The sequence below is a fragment of the Actinomadura sp. NTSP31 genome (assembly GCF_041951385.1).
Taxonomy (GTDB): domain Bacteria; phylum Actinomycetota; class Actinomycetes; order Streptosporangiales; family Streptosporangiaceae; genus Spirillospora; species Spirillospora napierensis.
This window is the reverse complement of sequence record NZ_JBGNUT010000023.1, coordinates 71881-90146: the sequence shown is the minus strand read 5'-3', so window position 1 is coordinate 90146 and position 18266 is coordinate 71881. Positions and strand designations below refer to the sequence as shown.

General features: G+C 74.1%; 10 protein-coding genes and 1 pseudogene. 9 read left to right on the top strand and 2 right to left on the bottom strand.

Translation table 11 applies throughout. The features are described 5' to 3' along the window. From ACA514_RS32680 to ACA514_RS32650, 7 genes are all read left to right on the top strand, one after another. Positions 1–10950 carry an ADP-ribosyltransferase gene (locus tag ACA514_RS32680; protein WP_375045127.1) on the top strand — a complete coding sequence of 3650 codons (10950 nt, stop codon included), beginning with the start codon at positions 1–3 and terminating at the stop codon, positions 10948–10950. Between the two features lie 21 nt (positions 10951–10971). Continuing rightward, positions 10972–11748 carry a hypothetical protein gene (locus ACA514_RS32675; RefSeq protein WP_375045126.1) on the top strand — a complete coding sequence of 259 codons (777 nt, stop codon included), beginning with the start codon at positions 10972–10974 and terminating at the stop codon, positions 11746–11748. A gap of 61 nt (positions 11749–11809) precedes the next feature. Continuing rightward, entirely contained in the window at positions 11810–13294 is a 1485-nt protein-coding gene (locus ACA514_RS32670) for a glycohydrolase toxin TNT-related protein (RefSeq protein WP_375045125.1), read from the top strand. Positions 13295–13322: 28 nt separating this feature from the next. Then, positions 13323–13814 carry a hypothetical protein gene (locus ACA514_RS32665; protein WP_375045124.1) on the top strand — a complete coding sequence of 164 codons (492 nt, stop codon included), beginning with the start codon at positions 13323–13325 and terminating at the stop codon, positions 13812–13814. A 31-nt stretch (positions 13815–13845) separates the two neighbouring features. Then, complete coding sequence (locus ACA514_RS32660) at positions 13846–14655, top strand: hypothetical protein (RefSeq protein ID WP_375045123.1); 810 nt, start codon at positions 13846–13848, stop codon at positions 14653–14655. A gap of 7 nt (positions 14656–14662) precedes the next feature. Next, entirely contained in the window at positions 14663–15907 is a 1245-nt protein-coding gene (locus ACA514_RS32655) for a hypothetical protein (protein ID WP_375045122.1), read from the top strand. Between the two features lie 20 nt (positions 15908–15927). Beyond that, positions 15928–16341: a hypothetical protein gene (locus tag ACA514_RS32650; protein WP_375045121.1), complete on the top strand. Its 414-nt coding sequence runs from the start codon at positions 15928–15930 to the stop codon at positions 16339–16341. A gap of 4 nt (positions 16342–16345) precedes the next feature. Here ACA514_RS32650 and ACA514_RS32645 read toward each other — a convergent pair whose 3' ends face one another. Both ACA514_RS32645 and ACA514_RS32640 read right to left on the bottom strand, forming a co-directional pair. Next, positions 16346–16894, bottom strand: coding sequence for a hypothetical protein (locus ACA514_RS32645; protein ID WP_375045194.1), 549 nt, complete (start codon positions 16892–16894; stop codon positions 16346–16348). A 72-nt stretch (positions 16895–16966) separates the two neighbouring features. After that, positions 16967–17074: pseudogene (locus tag ACA514_RS32640) on the bottom strand (DUF2510 domain-containing protein); the annotation flags it as partial. 307 nt (positions 17075–17381) lie between these two features. On the opposite strand from ACA514_RS32640, the gene ACA514_RS32635 reads away from it, so the two are divergent. Further along, entirely contained in the window at positions 17382–17942 is a 561-nt protein-coding gene (locus ACA514_RS32635) for a YbaB/EbfC family nucleoid-associated protein (RefSeq protein WP_375045120.1), read from the top strand. Between the two features lie 19 nt (positions 17943–17961). Further along, entirely contained in the window at positions 17962–18264 is a 303-nt protein-coding gene (locus ACA514_RS32630; RefSeq protein WP_375045119.1) for a hypothetical protein, read from the top strand. The last annotated feature ends 2 nt before the right edge of the window (positions 18265–18266 follow it).

The window sequence follows — 18266 nt, the reverse complement described above, 5'->3', positions numbered from 1 at the left end:
GTGGGTCTGGAAATCCCCGCCGAGGTCCAGTGGCTGTCGTGGATCGTCGGCTCCGACTGGCCCGAGGGCGACGAGACCGCGATGCGGCGCTGCGCGGACGCCTGGCGCCAGGCCGCCACCTCCATCAACGAGCTCGTCGGCGACGTCACCGGCACCGTGAACAACGTCCGCGGCACCCTGGACGCCGAGGCGGCCGAGAAGTTCCAGAAGAACCTCGACCAGTGGACGACGACCGACCCGCGGCTGCTCCCCAGCATGGCCGAGGCCTGCGGCAAGCTCGCCGACGTGCTCGACAACGGCGCGCTGGACATCGAGTACGCCAAGTACATGTTCATCGCGCTGCTGATCGTCACGGCGATCGAGATCGCGATGCTGATCGCGGCGGCGTTCGAGACGTTCGGCGCGTCCACCGCGGGAATCCCGGTGGCGGAGGCCGCCGCCCAGACCTCCTCTCGGCTGATCTTCAAAGAGCTGATGGAGAAGCTGACCGAGAAGCTCGGCGAGAAGCTGCTCGGCTCCATCCTCAAGGGCGCCGCGTTCGGGGCGCTGCAGGGCGGCGGGCTCGACCTGCTCGTCCAGGGCGTCCAGATCGCCGAGGGCAACCGCAAGGGCGTCGACTGGGGCAAGACCGCCGGCGCCACCTTCGACGGCGCGATCGGCGGCGCCATCTCCGGCGGCATCGCGCACGGCGCCGGCAAGATCCCCGGGGTCGGGGACGCCGCCGCCACCCCGCTCGGCAACATGTTCAAGGGCGCGGCGCGCGAGGGCGTGTCCGAGGCCATCAGCGGCGTGGCCGGCACGGTCGCCACGTCGGCGATCCACGGCGACCCGCTGACCTGGGACGCCGTCGCCAAGGGCGCCACGTCCGGCGCCTTCGGCGGCGCGGTCGGCGGCGGGAAGAGCGGCCTGCACGACTTCGACGTCCCGACGCCGGGCGTCGATCCCGCCACGAACGTGACCCCGCCGACGACGACGCACGCGCCCTCGGTCGGCGACGGCGGCGGCTCCGGCGGTTCCGACGGCGGCGGCTCCGGCGGTTCGTCGGGCGGCGGCTCGGACGGCGGCTCCGGCGGAGGCTCGGGCGGCGGCGGTGGTGGCACGCATGCGACCGGCGGCGGAGGCGGCGGCTCCTACGGAGGCGGCTCCGGCGGCGGTGGAGGATCCCACGGAGGCGGCTCGGGCGGCGGCGGTTCCGACGGCGGCGGAGGCGGCGGTGGGAACCGCATCTCCACCCTGCTCGGCGACACCGGCGGTGGTGGAGGCGGCGGTGGCTCGAACCACGGCGCCACCCTCGCATCGGCGGCCCCGGAAGGCGGCGGCGGAGGCGGCGGCTCGTCCTCCACGGGCGGCGGCTCGTCCAGCGGCGGCGGCCTCGGCTCCAACCCCGCGGCCTACGGCGGCGGAGCCCCCTCCGGCGCGGACGGCGGCGCCCCGGCTCCGTCCTCGTCGAGCGGCGCCCCGAGCGGCGCCGTCCCCATGGGCGGCGGCACGGCCCCCGGCGGCGCGCCCGCAGCAGGCGGCGGCGCCCCCGCGGCCGCAGCCCCGACCGGCGGCTCCGGCCCCGCGGGCACCGGCGGCTCGACCGGCTCAGGCAGCGGCACCGGCGGCTCGGGCAGTTCGACCGGCTCGGGCAGCGGCACCGGCAGCTCCGGCGGCGCCCCGGGCGCTCGCCCCGGCGCGGGCGGCGCCACCCCCGGCGGCACGCCGCCCCCCTCGGCGGGCGGCAGCCCGTCCACCGGGCCCGGCTCGTCCGGCGGCGGTCCCGGCCGTGTCCGCGAGGGCGAGCACGCCCCCTCCCCCGGCGGCAGCACCGACCCCACGTCCCGCCCCGAAACGCCTACCTCGCCCGGCGGCGACGAGCACACCCCAGCACCGACCAGCAGCGGCGACCCGGCGCCCCGCACCGAAACGCCCACCTCGCCCGGTGACGGCACCACACCCGGCGGCGACGAGCACACCGCAACGCCGACCAGCAGCGGCGATCCGGCCGCCCACACCGAAACGCCGCTGCACGAAGGCGGCACGCCGCCCGCCACAGGCGAGCACGCACCGACGCCCGGCGGCGAACAAACACCGTCCACGGGCGGGCACGACACCGCGCCAACCCGCGACCACAACACGCCTCCCGCGAGCGAGAGCCCCGTACCGTCCGCCGGCGGCGAGCACACCCCGGCAACAGGCGGCGAGAGCACACCTCCGGCAGGTCGCACCGACGCGCCCTCCACAAACGGCGATGGCACATCCCCGGCGGGCCGGACGGACGCGCCCGCCAACAGCGAGGGCACCACGCCCACGGGTGACTCCGGCACGCCGCCCGCCGGCAGCACCGCGCCGTCCAACGGCAGCGGCACCGATTCCGGAGGCGGCGGTGGTTCTGCCCCGGCGGACGAGGCCTCCACGCCGTCCGGTGGCGGCTCGACGCCCGAGGGCATCGAATCTCCGGCTCCGGAAGGCGGCGCGGAATCGCCGACCAGCACGGCCGGTACGCCCGGCGGCGACCGCACGACCGCCGACCTGCCCGACGCCATGGCGGAACCCGGCCACGACGGGTCGGACGCGACCCACGGCGGCCAGCCGGGCCTCATCGCAGGCGTGCCCATGCCGATGGGCGGGATGGGCTCGATGGGCGGCGGCGCCGTCCCGCGCGGCGGAGCGTCCGCCGGCCCGGGCCGGTCCGGTGACCCGAGGGTCCGGACGACGTCGCCGGGATCCCGTCCGGCGGAGCCGGAGGGCAGGGCCTCACGGCCGTCCACGCCGACCGGCCCCACCGGCATCGAGAACGGCGTGCCGCCCGCGTCGTTCGGCGACGGCGGAGCCCCGCCGCACGAGAACGGCCCGCAACCGACCCCGTCCACCGGCACGGAGACCACCCCGCCGCCCGCGGCGGAGCCCGGCCGGGGGACGCCCGGCGACGAGGGCGGACGGCCGGAGACGACGCGCCCGCTCACCGACGGCGACACCCCCGCCGACCCCGGCGCGCGGCCGATCGAGAACGTCGACGACCAGGGCGTCGTCCGTTCCGAAGCCCCGTCCACAGGTGAGGACCGTCCGGAAGGCGCGGCGGAGACCGGCACGCCCCGCACCCCGGAGGAGTCCGACCCCGGGCACGCGGGCGAGCACGAGCAGTCCGGCGACCGCGACGGCGAGACCGATGCCTCGTCGGGCCACGACCAGCCCCCGGGCGACGACGGCCCGGGCGACCACGGCCACGGCTCGGACGACGAACCCCAGAACCCGCAGGACCCCGGCGACCCGTCCCAGGACGAGCCCGCCCGCGCGCCCACGGCCGAAGAGCGGATGGACGCCGCCTACGACCGCGTGTCCGAGGGCGCCCGCACCTTCCCGGACAACGACGCCGCCTCCCGCTACGGCGCCGAGGTCTGGAACGGCTACGCCGACGACCTGCCGGAGTCCCAGCGGCAGGCGCTCCACCACTACACCGACGAGCCGCCCGCGCCCCACCCCACCTACCAGGAGATGAACGGGCAGCTCCGGTCGGGCGGACCGATCGATCCCGAGGTCCAGCGGCACCTCGACGAGATCGACCAGGCGCTCGCCGGCAACCCGATCCCCGAGGACGTCATGATCAGCCGGGGCACCGACCTCGGCCACCTCGACATGGACGCCCCGGACATGATCGGCCAGTCGTTCGGCGACCCCGGCTACCTGTCCACCTCCCTCGGCGGACCGGCCGGCGCGTTCGCCGGCAAGGACGCCGTCCTCCACATGCGGGTCCCCGCGGGGACGCCCGCCCTCTGGGTCGAGAACGTCTCGGCGTTCGGCGGTGGCGAGCGCGAGCTCCTCCTCGGCCGCGGCATGACCTTCCACGTCGACGACGTCATCTTCCACGACGGCCAGTGGCAGATCTACGGCAGCTTCCTGCCGCCCGACGGGACCCCCACGCCCGGCGACGCCCCGTCGTCCTCCCCGGACGGCCCCGGCACCACGCCGACGGGCACCCCGTCACCGTCCGACGGCCCCGCGTCCCCGTCTGCCGGGACCCCGTCGCCGTTCGACCCGCCCTCGTCGCCTTCCGAGGGCAATCCGTCGCCGTTCGACGGACCCAACTCCCCGTCGGACGCGACGCCGCCCCCCACCGAAAGCAGCCCGTCCCCCTTCGATGGGCCCTCCTCCCCGACCGACGGCACCCCGCCGCCCTCCGACGCGACACCCTCGCCGTTCGACCCCGCCCCGACGCCGAGCGAGAACGGCACGCCCTCCCCCACCGAGAGCACCCCGTCACCATTCGACGAACCCAACTCCCCCACCGACGGCACCCCGCCGCCCTCCGACACAACACCCTCCCCCTTCGACCCCGCACCCACACCGGGCGAGAACGGCACGCCCTCCCCCACCGAGAGCACCCCGTCACCGTCTGAGGGGACGTCGCCGAACCGCGGCGGCGATGGCGACCCGACCGCCGAGACGCGGTCCCGTTATGGCTGGTACGCCGATGACCGGCCTTCCACGCCGCAACCGCACGAAGCACCGTCGGGTGCGGAGCGCACGCCGTCCACAGGAAACCCGGGCGAACCCCACGAGGCCGCGCCCCGCACGCCGACCGAGGGCGGAGAGCGGACGAGCCACGAGCAGCCGCGCACTCCCGGCGAGGAGCCGCACCGGACGCCCGAGGACGGACGCGCCACAGAGGGCGAGCCAGGCCCCGCCCACGAGCGGCCGCGCACTCCCGGCGACGAGCAGCAGCATCACGAGACGCCTGAGGACCGGCCGCGCACGCCGGGCGAGGAAGGCCAGGAGCCCCACCGCCAGGAACAGGAGCCCGGCCGCCGGGAACAGGAGCCCGGCCAGGGTCACGACCGGCCCGACGAGGCCGAGCCGGCGAGGCCGCACGAGGACGCTCCGGAGAACCTGCCGCCGCACCTGCACGACACGTGGCACAGCAGCGAGGAGACCCCGGCCGGACGGTCCTTCTACGGCTCCGACGACCCCGCGCTGCGGGACGCCGCCCGCCGGGTGGAGCCGCACCCCGGCCGGTTCGCGATCAGCGGGCACGGCGAGCCCGACGGCCTGGTGGTCAACGGCCGGCGGCTGCCAGCCGACGAGGTCGCGGACCTGATCCGCAACGACCCGAACTGGAACGGCCGCGAGCTCCTGCTGCTCTCCGACCACACCGGTTCGGGCGATTTCGCGGCGCGGCTCGCGCAGGATCTCGGCGTCCGGGTCGTCGCCCCCACCGGACGCGTGGACATCGCGCCCGACGGGCAGCCGAGGGCCGACGCCTGGACGGTGCACGACCCCGCTTCCGCACCCGCCGTCCCGGGCGTCCCCCACGTCGACCCGGGCCAGTTCCCGGCCGGGCATGGCGCGGCGCCGGTCCACGACCCGCTGCCCGGGCACGTGGACCCGGACGGGATCCGCCGCTTCGACACCAACGAGGACGGCGAGGCCTACGGCGAGAACCACCTCGGCGACGTCTACGACGGGTTGCCGCCGCATCTGCAGAACGCGATGCAGTGGTATACCCAGCAGTCCTTCCCGAACCCGTTCCTCCGGCCGGGCGCGGACATCCAGGGACATCTCAACCACCTCTACAACGAGCACGCCAATCTGTGGCAGCTGTCGCAGATGAACGGCGGCATGGTCCCGTCCGCCGCCGACCTCCACCGCATCTGGACGCGCCCGGACCTCACCGTCCAGCAGCGCAACCTCATCCACCACGTGCTCAGCGCGCCGGTCCCCGACAGCCGCATCCAGCACATGGTGGACTCCACGAAGCAGCGGATGTTCCTCACCGACTACTTCGGCGGGGAACCGACCGCGGAGGCGTTCCACAACCGGATCGCCGAGCTGGACCAGGCGCTCCACCAGACGCTCCCGGAGCCCCTCCAGACGATCCGCGGCCTGCACGACCTGTCGTTCATGACCGCCCAGGACGGCGGCGCTCTCGGCAACCGGGACCCGAGGCTGCTGGTCGGGATGACGCAGACCGAGCCGGCCTACATGTCGACCTCGCTCGGACGCGACCCGGCCGTGGTCGACAACAACCCGTTCGAGTACCGGATCCACCTGGACCTGCCGGAGGGCTCGCACGGCCTCTGGATGGGGCGCGACAGCCGCTTCCCGGACCAGCGCGAGCTCATCCTTCCGCGCGGCACCCAGTACCGGATCGACAGCGTCGTGCACACCGGCTTCGACGACAAGGGCCGGGCCACCTACGACATCCACGCGACGGCGATCCCGCCCGCCCCGCCGGCCGGCGGGCCGGCACCCGGCACTCCGGGTTCGCCCTCGGGGTCTGGCCCCGCCCCCGGCGGATTCGGCCCGACGCCTCACACAGGCGGCCCAACCCCCTACGGCGCCGGCCCGGCGCCCCACGCGGGCGGCCCAACGCCGCACACAAGCGGGCCAACCCCCTACGCGGCCGGCCCCGCCCCATACGGCGCCGGCCAGACGCCGCACGCAGGCGGCCCCACACCACACACCGCCGGACCAACGCCACACACAGCCGGGCCGACTCCCTACGGGGCCGGGCCCCACGCAGGTGGGCCCGCCCCTTACGGCACCAGCCCGACGCCCCACGCAGGCGGCCCCACACCACACACAGCCGGGCCGACCCCCTACGGAGCCGGGCCCCACGCAGGTGGGCCCGGCCCATACGGCACCAACCCGACGCCCCACACGGGCGGCCCCACACCGCACACCGCCGGGCCAGCCCCGCACACAGGCGGGCCGACCCCCTACGGGGCCGGACCCAACCCGGGTGGGCCTGCCCCATACGGCACCAACCCGACGCCGCACACCAGCGGTCCAGCGCCGCACACCAGCGGGCCCGCGCCATATGCCGGTGGGCCGGCACCGCACACAGGTGGTCCCACACCGCATTCCGGCGGACCGACGCCCCACACGGGCGGACCTACACCCCACGCCAGCGGTCCAGCGCCCCACACTGCCGGGCCCGCGACGCACACAGCCGGAACGACCCCCTACGGCGCTGGTCCCCACCCGGGTGCGCCTGCCCCATACGGCACCAACCCGACGCCGCACGCCGGCGCAGGCCCGGCGCCGCACACTGCCGGGCCAGCGCCGTACGCCGGTGGGCCGACCCCCTATGGGGCCGGGCCTCCTGCGGGTGGGTCTGTCCCGCATGGCGCTAGCCCGACGTCGTCCGCAGGTGGAGCGCCTCCTCGTGGCAGCGGCCCGGTGCCGCATAACGCGGGGCCTGCGCCGTACGCCCCCGGCTCGGCGCCGCATCCGGGTTCGCCTGGTCATGGCTCAGGGGCGGCGCCTCGGGACGGTGTCGGCGCGCCCGCCGCGGGGCGGGAACGTCCGGTCGATCACTCCCAGGCGGACGTGCCGGGAAGCGAGGGGCACGGAGAGCAGCACGAGCCGACGCCGCACGACGGCGTCCCGGCCGACCTGCCGGAGCATCTGCACGACCTGTACCGGCTCAGCGAGCCGACGCCGGGCGGCATGTCGCTGTACGGCGCGGACGACGCGCCGATGCGGGCGCTCGCCCAGCGGGTCCCGGCGGACGCGAACCGGTTCATCGTGGACGCGCACGGGGGCCCGGACGGCATCGTCGTCAACGGCCGGCACCTCAGCGTGGACGACGCGGCGGCGCTGATCCGCAGCCATCCGGACTGGAACGGCCGCGAGGTCATGCTGCTGTCGTGCCGGACGGGCGAGGGCGACTTCGCCGCGCAGCTCGCCGAGCGGCTCGGCGTCCGGGTGACGGCCCCGACCGGGCTGGCCTGGTCGGACAACAACGGCAACGTCTATGCCGCGAGCGGGCACACCGGTCCGGACGGGCGGCTGCACCCGGCGGACCCGCCGGACGGATCGTGGAGCACCCACGGCCCGGACGGCCGGACGACGCCGGCGAGCGGTGACGGGTTCGCGCCGGGGCATCCGCGTCCCGAGGGCGGCGACGCCGGGGAGCCGCGGGACGGCGGGGCGGCCAGGAGCGCGGCTCCGCATCGGCAGGCCGACTGGGATCCGCCGCGGCGGCCCGGGCGCGGGTCCGTCGACGTGGAGCCGGGCGAGCACATCGCGGGCCGGCAGGGTCTGGACCCGAACACCCGGTACGAGGTGCACGAGACGCGGGACGACGGCTCGAGGGTGCTGCGCAGCATCGCCTACACCGACGGTGCCGGGCGCGTCACGCATGTCACCAATCCGGACGCGGAGGGCGTGGGCGGCCCGTCCGTCCATCCGAACGACAACATCGACCTCACGCAGCCGGCGCCGGGGGTGGTGCATCAGGTCGACATGGGGGCCGGGGAGCCCCACGTGTTCCGCGGCGGCGAGGACGGCCTGTCTCCCGCGGCGGCGGCGTTCGACCCGCCCACGCACATCCCGGGGACGGACCCGCCGGAGCCGCTGCACCAGGCGGTGGTGAACGACTACAACGTGTTCGAGCGGGGCGCGTTCAGCCTGACGCCGCCGGAGAACCTGTCGCCGCACACGCGGTACGAGGTCCGCAACGGCGACGAGTTGCACGGCGTCTTCTACACCAACGGCGAGGGCCGGATCGAGTGGGTCCGGACCTGGCACGGGGCGAACGGCGTCTACAACCCGGAGCTGGGGACGCACCACACGCAGAACGCGGAGGACGCGCAGCGGACCCCGCAGGAGCGGCTCGCCAACAGGCTGCCCCGGCCGAACACGAACTACATGGTCGAGCCGCGGGACCGGTTCGCCGCGACGGATCCGAGCGAGCTGGACCCGAACCGGTCCGTCCGCAGCGGTGATTTCCGGGACGTGGACGACGTCGAGCCGGGCACATTCCTCTACCACACCGACGAGAACGGGCAGACGGACGCCGCCACCGGCAAGCCGGAGTACGACGGCGCGGCGCACGACCGCTACAACGAGGTGCAGCGGCGCGTCGGGCACGAGGGCGGGCGCGAGTACCCGAACGGCCGGTTCGACGGCGGGCACATCTTCGGTCACCAGGGCCACGGGCCCGGGGAGCGCATCAACTACTTCCCGCAGTGGCGTACCGAGAACCAGGGCCACAACAACAACGGCACGACGCGTCCCACGAGCTGGTACGGCCTGGAGAACAAGCTCAAGGCGCTGCATACCGATCGCGGGAACGGCATTTCGGTCGACCGGTTCGAGTTCTTCGCGGAGCCGAACCTGCCCGGGAGGACGCCGCAGGTGGTCCATGCCCGGTGGGTCGAGACCACGGACGGCACTCCGCCGGTGAGCAGGGTCCAGTACCGGAGTTTCCACAACCTGGAGCCGGGCCAGCGCGGGACGCCGCCGCAGGTGCCGCCCTCGTCGCCGGGCGGCACGCCACCTCACACCGGAACGGCGCCCTCCGCCGGAACGCCGCCGCACAACGGGGGTTCGCCGCCTCCGGTCCAGCTGTCGGCGGCGCCGAACTCGACGGGTTCCCTGACGCCCCCGGACGGCGCCGGAGCCTCCGCGCGGTACGCGGACGCCGAACCCCACACGGAGCCCCACACGGATCCCGGCGAGAACGCCCGTCCGGAGCACGATGAGGGACGTCCCGCGCCGGTCGACGTACCGGAGGGCCTGCCGGAGCATCTGCACGGCGCCTACCGGGACAGCGAGTCCACCCCGGCGGGCCGTTCGCTCTACGGCCCGGACGATCACGCCATGCGGGATCTGGCGAGGCGCGTCCCGGCCGACCCCGACCGGTTCCTCCTGGACGGCCACGGCGGCCCGGACGGGATGCGGATCGGGGGGCGCCATCTCGGCGTCGACGACGTCGCCGACCTGATCCGCAACGACCCGAACTGGAACGGCCGCGAGGTCGTGCTGCTGTCGTGCCGGACGGGCGAGGGCGACTTCGCCGCGCAACTCGCCGAGCGGCTCGGTGTGCCGGTCACGGCGCCCACCGGGCTGGCCTGGTCGGACAGCAACGGCAACGTCTACTCCTCGTCCGGTCATCCGGGCCCGGACGGGCGGCTGCAGCCGGCGGTCCCGCCGGACGGCGGCTGGAACACCCATCACCCCGGCGGGACGAGCGAGCCGGCTGGCCATGACGGGCGCCCGCCCGGCCATGACGACCACCGTCCGCCGGGCGAGCACGCCGCCGCCCGCGGCGACGGCGACGATCCGCCCCGGCCAGGGGAGGGATCACCCCGCCAGGCGGACGATCTCCCAGGCGAGGTCGACGAGAACGGGGTCCGGCACTTCCCGAGCAACTCCGCCGGTGAGGCGTACGGGGAGACGCGCCTCGGGCACGTCTTCTCCTCCCTCCCGCCGGAGCAGCAGCGCGCGCTGGTGGAGTACACGCACCATTCCTGGCCGTACAACGGCCTGCTCCGCCCCGACGGAACCCTGGACATGGCCGAGGTGCGTCAGCAGCTCGACGCGTGGCACGCCCACGTGTACGAGGACGGCTGGGCCCTGTTCGAGATCACCGACGGCCGGCCGCCGACGTTGGACGACCTGTACGACGCCATCGGCCGCCCCGACCTGACGCCCCACCAGGAGCGGCTGATCGGCGACATCATCGACGCCCAGGACCCTGACCGGGCCCTGGAGTCGCTGCTGCGAGCCGGAGCCGGCGACCGCGGCACGATCGCCGCGTCGTTCGACGGCTGGCCCACCCCGGAGGACCTCGCGGCGCGCGTCGAACTCCTCGACGCGGCGCTGGCCCAGCCGCTGCCCGACTCGATCGAGGTGCTGCGCGGGCTTCAGGACGTGGAGTTCATGCCGGGGTTCGACCCGCACGACCCGGATTCCCTCAGCGATTTGCGCTGGACCGAACCCGCCTACACTTCCACCGCGCTCGGCGGCATGCCACCGGACATCGACGGAATGCGCCCGAACATCGTGCTGCATTTGGAGGTGCCGGCCGGTACCCACGGAGTCTGGATGGGAAAGAAAAGCGCTTACGAGGATCAGCGGGAACTGATCCTCGCACGCCACCTCACCTATGAGGTCAACGACGCCGAGCAGCGGGGAGCCAGGCTCCACCTGTACGCCCGAGTCCTTCCTCCAGGCTCCTGACATGCGGATACGATGCACAACATGACCGATCACCGCGGGTATCAGGGCTCTTATCGCCGGGAGTCCTCCGGGCCCGTGCGCTACTACCCGATCGTCGCGCGAGGGGAGACGGTCGGGTACCTGTGGGCGGCGGCGGCCGATAACGCGGCCAGTTGCATGCGCCGGCTGGCGTTGAAGGAAGAGAGCTGGCGCGCCTATCGGGTGTGGAACGACCGGCTGAAGGACGCCTGGGCTCAGGACCTCACTCCGTTGCAGGCGCTGCGGAAATGGGTGGGCGAACCGGAGGGCGACGACTACGGCCGCCTCGACGACGGCGCCGGTGAACTGGAGGCCCCCAGCCTGGACGCGCTGGGAGAGCTCGCCAACCCCGGCCATGTCGACGCGATAGAGGAGCGGATCCGGCGCGACCCGCGCGCCACCAGCCGGTGGCGAGGAGGCCCGCCGCCTCCCGTCCCGGTCGGTTCGCCTCGCCCCACCTACCCGAAGACCACGGACGCCCCGGTGCGCTACCTCCCCGTCACCAGGAACGGGGTCGTCCTTGGGTACCTGTGGGCGTCGGTGGCCAATGACGCGGCGGCGTATGTCTTCCGACGCGCCATCGGGGACGACGGCTTCAACTCCGCCATGCCGTGGATCAAGGCACTGCGCGCCGCGTTCGAGTACGGGATGACGCCGCTCGAGGCGCTTCACCATGCGATCGGCACGCCGGAGGACGAACGCTCGGGCGGCATCCCCGCGGGCACGGTGCCGAGCACGGCGGAGAGCCTGTCCGCGCTGCTGGAGATCGCCCAGAACTGAACGAGGGGCGGGCGGCGACCGGCCCGCCCACCGCGCGAGACCCCAGGGTGACCGAGGAGACATGGCGGAACCGAACCGAGACCGGCTGCTGAACGACATCGCGACGCTGATCGCGCATGTCATGCCGGGCGGCTGGGAGCTCGCCTCGCTCACCTACCTCGCCGTGGGCGAGTCGTTCGAATGGATCGCGCTCGGCGGCGGGCTCGTCCGGCCGCGCCGCGTCGGGGCCCACTCCCCCGCCAGGGCCGGGGAGCTGATCGCGACCGAGGAGAAGCTCCCGGGTTCCGGGGTGTACGAGCTGCTGCGCCGGCTGCGCGCCGAGGCGTACGAGGAGGGGCGCGGCACCTGGATGAGGCTCTGCCTGGACGTGACGCCCCCCATCGACGGGCGGCCCTTCCTGACGGCCGAGCACGACTGGCCCGACCAGGGGGACTGGTGGGAGTCGAGCGTCCCCTGGCGGGACGAGGTCCCGGCGCGGGCCTGGGCCGAGGAGCTGCGGATGTTCCCCCGCCCGGACTCGCTCGTCCCCGACTGGATGCGGGCGCCGCTGGCGCTGCACGCGGCGGCGGAGTCGTTCGAGCCCGGCATGGCGCGCGGCGAGGACGAGCTGACGGCCCTGCTGCGGCCCGCCGGCCTGGAGGACCTCTTCCCGCGCGCGCGGGAGGTTCTGGACGGTCTCGCGCCGGGCGCGTCCGGCCGCTTCCTGGCGGGACGGCTGGGCGACGGCTGCTGGTCGGTCGTCCGCAGCGGCCCCGCCTGGCTCGCCGTCCGGCAGGAGGCGGGACGCCTCGTGGAGGTCGCGCCGTTCGCCGAGCCGCGGCCGGCGGTGACGTGGGCGATGGGCGGGGTGCTGGCCGACGCGGGGCTGGAGGTCGACGCCGACGTCCTGCGGAAGGCCCGGATCATCCGCAGGCAGACTCCTCCCGGCGGGACCGAGGACGTCTGGCTGCTCGACCAGGACCACCGGCACCGCATCAGGCGTGGGCAGCCGCGGCCGCGCGCCGAGGCGGCCGGGCGGCGCGCGTACGTGGCGCTCGGCGAGATCCACCACCGTCCCGACGAGCACTTCGTCTGCCGTCCGGGGCCGCCGCCCGAACGCGGCGACTTCATGAGCACCCAGGAGATCTTCAGCCGGCTCGCGGGGACGTCCGGGCTGCCGCTGCCGCCGCCTCCCCCGCAGGAGCCGGCGGAGGACCCCTACGGCCCGACCGTCACGCTGCCCGCCGGCACCGAACTGGACGCCTACGGGGACCCCGAGCGGCCGTTCCTGTTCACGATCGGCACGCCGTTCGAGGTCCGCGGCCTGACCGGGTCCGCCGCCGGCCTCCCCTACCACGTGTACCGCCTGGTGGAACCGCTCGACGTCGCCCCCGGCCTGTTCACCGACGTGCGCGCCTACCCCGCCGGCGCGCCCCCCGAGGACCTCCCGCCCCGCCAGGGCCGCGGCTTCTACACCTACGAGACCGTCGCCGCCCTCCTGCGCTCCGGACGGCTGATCGAGATCGGCGGACCCGGCGGCGAACCGATCCCGCCCGCCGGGCAATAGACTCCCCGAGCTAGGAGGAACCCGTCCGATGACCCAGCCCCCTGCCGACCAGCCGTACCCGCGGCAGTCGCCGCAGCCCTACGACCAGCAGGAGTACACCCGGCTGGTCCAGCGCGCCGGCCAGATCCTGGTGCAGGTCGTCCCGCCCGAGTGGCGGCGCGTCGACCTGCAGGTCCGGATGCTCGCCGGCGCCACCGACCTGGCGTTGACCGTGATCATGCGGGACGGCTCGTCCCCGGCGATCGACCCGCCCCGCGACCTGCAGCACATCGCCGCGCGGCTGCGGTCGATCATGTACCGGCCGGACACCGGCACGTGGTTCGGGATGCGGTACATGCTGGACCCGCCCGGCGCGTACTGGATCAGTTTCAACGACAAGTTCGACCCGATGTGGGAGCCGCCCGTCCCGGACGAGCTGTTCGCCCAGGACCTCGCCGTGTTCCCGCGCGCGGACGAGCACGTCCCCGGCTGGCTCCGCGACCGGATCACCCGGCGCGCCGGCGCCGGGCAGAGCGGCTGAGCGGCGCCGGGGCAACGGAGGGAATGAGTAGATGGTGAGCGAGAACCGGCCGCTCGACCCGGCCGAGCAGAACCGGATGCTGGAGGAGATCACCCTCCTGCTGACGCACACCCTCCCGGCGGGCTGGGAGCAGGCGGTCGCGCAGTACCAGCAGCTCGGGACGCACGCGGAGACCCGGATGACGGCCAAGCCCGTCGGCAGGCCGTTCCCGGAGGTGGTCGACGCCCCCGCCGCGCTCGGCGAGCTGTTCGGCCGGCTGCGCGCCGGGATGTACCAGCCGGGGACGGGCACCTGGTTCACCGCGGTGTTCACGCTCGACTTCCCGTTCTCCTACGGGATCCGCTACGACTACCAGGGCGAGCCCGACTTCCGCGGCGCCCCAGTGCCGGAGTCCGCCTACGAGGAGGAGCGCCGCCTCTTCCCGCGCGACGGCGAGCACACCCCGCCCTGGCTGGCGCCCGCGCAGGGACTGCGGGTCGCGAAGCCGTTCGACGCGCTCGCGGCGGACGGCGCCCCGGTCGTCCAGCGCCCCGACGTGCCCGCCGACCAGCGGGAGCCGCTCGTCCGCTACCTGGAGCAGTCCCCCATCGTGCTGGCCGCCCGCAGCTTCGACAGCGACCTGTTCGACCCGCAGCGGGCCGCCAAGGTGCCGCTGACGTTCCACACCGACGGCGCCTGGGTGTGGCCCGGCGCGGTCGGCTACTACCTGCGCGCGCACGGCGTCGCGCCGGAGCCGGCGCTGGTCGAGCACATCCGGTCGCGCGGCTTCCGGATCCCGGAGGTCGCCGAGCAGGCCCGCAACGAAGCCGTCGCCGCCGTGACCGGCGCGTCCCGATCCTGAGGTCGTCATGAGCTTCCCGCCTCCCCCACCCGGCGCTCCCGGCCCCGGCGCCCCCGGCGCCCCCGGCGGGCCGGGCCTGCCGCCCATCGCCGGGCTGGACGAAGCGCTGAACCGCAGCTACCCGGCCTTCACCAGGAAGCCGGTGGTGTACCTGCCGGTCGTGCTCGCCGGCGAGACCGTCGGGTACCTGTGGGCCGCCGTCACCGACCGGGCCGCGGGCTTCATCCGCCGCAACGAGGCGCTGGAGCGGGCGTGGGAGACCCCGATGGTCTGGCAGGCCCGCCTGGACGAGGCGCACCGGCAGGGCCTGCCCGCCCGCGAAGCGATCCGCCGCTGGATCGGCGCCCCGCAGGACCCGAAGGGCGGCGGAATCCCCGCCGGGTCCCGTGAGGAGCGGGCCGCCTCGCTCACCGACCTGCAGGTCCTGGCCAACCCGGGCCTTCCGCCCGAGCCCGGACCGCTCGTCCAGGACGGCGAGTACCCCGACGGCACCCCCGCCGACCGGTCGAAGGGCTTCGGGCCGCTCAGCTTCACGCTCCCGCCGACCTACCCCGACGCCGCCGCCGGACCCGTCCGGTACCTGCCCGTCACCCGCGGCGACGTCGTCCTCGGCTACCTGTGGGCGGCGGTCGGCGGCAACGCCGCCTCCTACCTCGGGCGCGACGACGCCGGCATCGCCGGCACCAACGCCGGCGGGCCGCTGATCGTCCGGCTCCGCGACGCCTACGCCGCCGGAGTGCCCGCGCTGCAGGCCGTCCGCGACTGCAAGGGCATCGAAGGCGGCCCGTCCGCGGACGCCCCCGAAGAGGAGGCCGCGAGCCTGGACGACCTGCGGCGGCTCGCCTCCCGCCACACCCAGTCCCTGCGCCTCGTCTTCCCCGACCTCGACCACAGCGACCTCACCGCGGACCCGGCGCCGCCCGTCCCCGCGCAGGAGCGGGACGCGATCCTCCGGTACCTGGAGCAGGCCCCGGTCGTCTACGACAGCGGCAACAAGACCGCCGACATGCTCGTCCCGGCCCGGCCCAGCACCGTTCCCGTCGCCTACCACACCGACGGCACCTTCGTCTGGGCCGCCGGAGTAGCCTTCTACCTGCGCGTCCACGACCTCCCGCCGGCGGCGGACCTGGTCGGGCACATGCGCGGCAACGGCTTCCGCGTCCCCGAGGTCGGCGCGGCCGCCCTGGCCGACGCGAACCGCACGCTCGAATGGAACGCGATCCTCAAGCCGCCCCCGCCGCCGGTGGCGTGACGGGAACAGGAGACCACAGCATGGGCATCGACGACCGCGACGTCAGGCGGACCACGGAGAACCTCGACCTCCGGCGGGTCGGTTCCGCGCCCGCGAACTACCCGTCCCGGACCGACCGGCCCGTCGGCTACCTGGCGGTCGGCGCCGGCGACACCGTCCTCGGCTACCTGTGGGCCGCCGACGGGGAGGACGCCGCCGGGTTCGTCCGCCGTCCCGCCGCCGGCGACGACGGCGCCAACGAGGCCGTCGCCTGGACGAAGGAGCTGCGCGCCGCCAAGGCCCGCGACGTCCCCGCGGCCCGGCTGCTGGACGAGTTCGCCGCCGCCGACCTCCCCGTCGCGGACGGCGCCTGGCACCCGGGCAAGGTGATCCCCGGCTCGCGGGCCGAGGCGCCGAGCCTCACCGCGCTGAAGGAGCTGGCCGCCCGGGACTGAACCGTCAGCGCTTCAGCACATCGAAGATCTGCGGAAGCAGCATCACGTTCTGGTTCTGCTGCGGGATCCGCAGAATCGGCTTGCGGGCGCCCCGCACCCGGACGAAGTAGCTCCCCTTCTCGAAGGTGACGCCCTCGATGCCGTCCCAGCCGTGCGAGACGCTCCCGCCGGCGAACCCGTTCCGGTCGATCCGCACCTTGCCGACGTCGACCGTCTGCCCCGCCTCGATCGCGGCGAGGAACTCCCGCAGCAACCGCGGCTCCACATAAGCCTTCGACAGGTCGACGAGGAACTGCCAGTCCGGAGGCGTGCTCGACCGCACCCCGCTGTCCTTGAACACCACGGCGGGCGCCTGGTTGACGGGAAAGAACCCCATCTCGAAGTGGTACTGGCTCGACGTGTGCACATGCATGTTCAGCGGCACCCGCATCTCGTTCCGCACCACCGAATATCCGACGAACTCGGCCTTGGCCAGCTCGATGGTCGTCCCGTCGAACGAGATCACGTTCTGGTCGGCGTACAACTCGACCCCATACCGCTCCTTGTGCAGCACCGGCCCCCCACCGCCGCCGCCCGGCCGCGGCTGCCCCGCCCCCTGCTGAGGAGCCGCCGCCGCGGGCTGCTGCGCGGGCGCCGCGTTGACGTGCTCCGTCCACCTCGCCCCGTCCCACCAGCGAAGCCCGCCCCCACCATAGGGATCCGCATACCACCCGGCCTGAGTCAAACTCCCCACCTCCAACCGAAACCAACAGCCCGCCCAGACGATATCCGCTCCCCCACCACCCCCGCCGAGGCCCTAACCGGACCACCCCACCCCAGACGATCATTTCCGGACGCTGACGTCCCCGACCTCAAACACCCGACGTCGAACAAGTCACCTGACTCAGAACACCAGATTGGTCATGACGGCATCTTGCTGCTGCCCGGCTTCATTACTATGATCCCTCCCACGGACACTCACGTGACCTCTTGAGCGCCACCTCGCAACGCACACCCCGCATAGCGACACTCCTCATCGCTCCGACTACGGGAAGTTGTGCATGACGATGGGCTCCCCCGACGACAACCGGTCAATTGACAGCATCCTCAACAGAAGCACACCATTCGCCCCCACGAACGCAGACGAGATTCGCTCCAGAATCGAATCACCCCAGCCGCCGGCGCCAGAGCCCGAAGAACCACGGCAAGGCCGCCAGGAAACCGCTGCCGAGCAAGTTCCCGCCAACACCGGGCCCCCGAAACAAGACGGACCGCCGCCGGCGAGTACCCCTGTGGATTTCTCCGACACTGGGAAACTGATCAGCGAGGACCGCAGGATCGAGGCCCTTTCCACAGCCGCCACCCTCGCACGCGTCCGCGCCGAGCAGGCCGATCAACTGCTTCAAGAGCGGCGGAGCCGAATATTCTCCGCAGCGTCCCGGGACGGCGATGTTACGGCGTCCGTGGACGGAACCGGACGGCTCCTCGCACTCGACATCGACGACGGCCTGCTGCGCGGGCCCCATTCGCGGACGACCGGTCGGCGGATCACCGAGGCCGTTACGGCCGCCACGGCGGAGAGCATCAGGCAGTCCTCCGCACCCGACTGGTCGTCCTTCTAAGCCGGAGAGCGGGGCCACGATGTGGGCCGAATACCTTCAGGCCGAGATCGATTCGGTCGCGAATTTCGTACACCAGGCCGAAAGCGAGTTCCGTGACAGTGTCGAGGAGGCCAGCCGACGCCCTCCTCAGCACTTCGAACAGGAGATCGAGGGAGGTCTCGGGACCGTCCGGGTCAACGGCTTCGGATTCCTCGTGGACGTGACGCTGACGTCACAGAACCTTCATAGCTACCGCGGAAAGGTCCTTGCGGAGCGCATCGTACGAGCCGTGTCCGCGGCCGCGGAAACCGCGGCCCGCGCGCAGCAGAACGCAGCGAGGTGACC

What these genes read in the sequence shown, in the direction of transcription:
- ACA514_RS32675 (WP_375045126.1), top strand. Translation starts at nt 10,972, where the DNA reads ATGACCGATCACCGCGGGTATCAGGGCTCTTATCGCCGGGAGTCCTCC.
- ACA514_RS32670 (WP_375045125.1), top strand. Translation starts at nt 11,810, where the DNA reads ATGGCGGAACCGAACCGAGACCGGCTGCTGAACGACATCGCGACGCTG.
- ACA514_RS32665 (WP_375045124.1), top strand. Translation starts at nt 13,323, where the DNA reads ATGACCCAGCCCCCTGCCGACCAGCCGTACCCGCGGCAGTCGCCGCAG.
- ACA514_RS32660 (WP_375045123.1), top strand. Translation starts at nt 13,846, where the DNA reads ATGGTGAGCGAGAACCGGCCGCTCGACCCGGCCGAGCAGAACCGGATG.
- ACA514_RS32655 (WP_375045122.1), top strand. Translation starts at nt 14,663, where the DNA reads ATGAGCTTCCCGCCTCCCCCACCCGGCGCTCCCGGCCCCGGCGCCCCC.
- ACA514_RS32650 (WP_375045121.1), top strand. Translation starts at nt 15,928, where the DNA reads ATGGGCATCGACGACCGCGACGTCAGGCGGACCACGGAGAACCTCGAC.
- ACA514_RS32635 (WP_375045120.1), top strand. Translation starts at nt 17,382, where the DNA reads ATGACGATGGGCTCCCCCGACGACAACCGGTCAATTGACAGCATCCTC.
- ACA514_RS32630 (WP_375045119.1), top strand. Translation starts at nt 17,962, where the DNA reads ATGTGGGCCGAATACCTTCAGGCCGAGATCGATTCGGTCGCGAATTTC.